This window comes from Hymenobacter defluvii, assembly GCF_017589435.1.
Lineage (GTDB): Bacteria > Bacteroidota > Bacteroidia > Cytophagales > Hymenobacteraceae > Hymenobacter > Hymenobacter profundi.
The window spans coordinates 1-2,575 of record NZ_JAGETX010000051.1 but is presented as its reverse complement, the minus strand read 5'-3'; the positions used below and the strand labels follow the sequence as shown (position 1 = coordinate 2,575).

At 46.4% G+C, this 2,575-nt stretch carries 3 protein-coding genes; all 3 read left to right on the top strand.

The window, feature by feature from the left end; all coding sequences use genetic code 11:
- On the top strand, positions 1–327 hold a 327-nt coding region (locus tag J4D97_RS22715; RefSeq protein ID WP_208309586.1), incomplete at its 5' end, for a hypothetical protein.
- Positions 328–592: 265 nt separating this feature from the next.
- Positions 593–1,108, top strand: a complete 516-nt coding sequence (locus tag J4D97_RS22710) for a helix-turn-helix domain-containing protein (protein ID WP_208309585.1) — start codon at positions 593–595, stop codon at positions 1,106–1,108.
- 1,003 nt (positions 1,109–2,111) lie between these two features.
- Positions 2,112–2,575: MobV family relaxase (gene mobV / locus J4D97_RS22705; RefSeq protein WP_208309584.1), on the top strand; the 464-nt coding region annotated here is incomplete at its 3' end.

The window sequence follows — 2,575 nt, the reverse complement described above, 5'->3', positions numbered from 1 at the left end:
GTGGGCACCGATACCAAAGCCTTTGCACGGCTGGTTATACCGGTGGAGAAGTTGTCCCAAGTAAAAGAGGCTTTCAGTAAGGTGGGTTGTGGCGTGAGTGCAGACGAGCGAACCGGAGGGCTAAACGTGCACTACTCGGGAGTCCACACCGCGAAAGCTGTAACTGGCCTACTGCAACAGGCAAAGGAGTTAGGGTATGAGGTGTATGAGCAGCCTGCCGACCGTCAATTGCGCGAGAAAGGAGTCGTGCGCAGTGAGCAGTTACGTGAGCAGGAACGCACTCAATCACGTGGGCATAAAAGAGGCAGTCGAGGAATCAGTAGATAGTATCTTATCATTGACAACTGCTCCTAATGGCGCGATTAAGGAGAACAAGAATATAAGTTTATTTAAGTTTTTGATTATCAATTATATATACTTATACCATGTTGCACAGTGTGCAACATGCATGTTGCATGAGCTATGCAACATGTTTTCATCATAAAGATGTTTTCATGCATCTAAAAGTTCTTGATTTGCATCGTGATGTTGCGCATAAATGATAATATTGTGCGCGGATGGAACAACGTTGTTCCATTGTATGCAACATCAGATGGCACACGAAAAACGAGTTGTTAATTATGAAAGTGGCGAGGTTGAGCTAGTCAACGATAAGTTTGTTCAACTGTATGTTGATAAGCTAGATCTCATTATCGAGATGACTGGTGAAAACCCTACAGCTGTGAAAGTCTTCGTGTGGTTGCTCCAGCATATGGATAAGAGAAATGCCTTAGTCGTTAGTCAAGAGGCATTAGCTGAAGCCATGGGTTTGCATAGGACAACCATATTCCGTTGTACTAATTACCTCAAAGAGAAAAAAGCGCTTGATATAGTAAAATCAGGTAGTACAAACATATATGCCGTTAATGCGCAAATAGCTTGGAAGTCAGATGCCAACGGTAAGCGTTATGCCTTATTTGATGCCGCAGTGTATATATCTAACTCTGAACAGGACAAACCACTTTTCGATACTGAATTGATAGGTCACGCTAAGCCTAAACCAAAAAAGCGTAGTAAGGGACCCACAAATCCGCAAATAGATAACGACACTAGGGGACTATTCGAGTAGTATCACCAACAGGAATAAATCCCCGCTTCTTAGCTTCGTAATCACCTGCAGCGCGCCATATTTCTGGAGCACGCTCTATTTCTTTTTCCTTTGCGTGAAAGTAGAAGTAGGTGCAAAAGCATATAGTCAAACAAATGCCAATTGTTAAGACTAGCAACTTGGGAAGTTCTACTTTAGGTGCTACGTCACAAAGAGCGTTAAGCGGTTGGATGTTCATCATTGGGCCTTCCATAATTTCCTTTATATATCATTTCAAAGACCTCCCTACCCACACGGTCATTTCACGCAAATGAAACAGCCTAGACTTGGCGCGGAAAATCAACTTGGGTAAGATCGTCTTCGACGTAACTTTTGGGTAGGACGCGAATCGACAGGTCTAAAATTGCCTTGGCAATTGCCAGTTGAATACAGATTCTGTTGTGGCATCTACCCTAAATGTTAGAGGTGCTATTCTGTCACAGGAAACCAATCTGACGAAATACAGGTTAATATAAATTTTCTAATACACATAAAATCTCATATAGATAGCTACCTTTGCGTAACTGAGTGAAGCATCAACGGCTCTGCTGAGGAGCAACCGGAAGAATAACTCAGTGCCCTAGACGCGCAAAGCCAGATGTTGTAGGTACCACCCTCTGCTGGCCAGCTCGACACCCACCCGATCAGGTTGCAGATTCGCTCTCTCTGATCGGGTGGTTTTTTATTGCCCGTGCCGGGCATAGGTTTTCTGAGCATAGGCCCTTCCGCGCTGTCTAAGGCAGTAGGGAAAAAAGACGCTATGCGCGGAAGGGCCTATGCTCAGAAAACCTATGCCCGGCACGGGCAATTAGGCATAGAAATTATCAGGCCTTTCACTACCTTGTGGAAGTCGTCCGGAGGCATTGTTCAAATGCCATAACACACTATGGCAAATCCTGGGTAGGGCTTGCTTCGCCGCCCTACCCAAAATTTGCCGTGTGCCCTCCGGGGGTGCCTTTTTTCCCAACTGCCCCAATCGTTGCCGATGTCTACCGCCATTATTCGCGTTGCCAAGATCAAGACGCAGAGCGCTGCGTTGAGCAAGACCCGCCACAATTATCGGGAAATGAATACGCCCAACGCCGACCCTAAGCGTACCGCAACCCTGAACCAGGAGTTGGTCAACTCGGAGCAAAAAGACTACTGGAGCTTAGCCGAGCAACGGATTGGCGAAGTAGTTACGCGCAAGGTGCGGGCTGACCAAGTGCGAGCAATGGAAGTACTTTTGACTGCTAGTCCAGAAGCATTCAAACGAGACAAGCAGGGCCAGGCGGCTGACATGCGAGGAAGTAAATGGGTAGAAAGTAATTTGAACTTTTTGAAGGAGAAGTTCGGAGAAAAGAACCTTGTCAGCTTCACCCTGCACCAGGATGAGAAGACCCCTCACATTCATGCGGTGGTGGTGCCTATCACGAAGGATAGCCGGCTGTCAGCAGACACGCTCTTTAA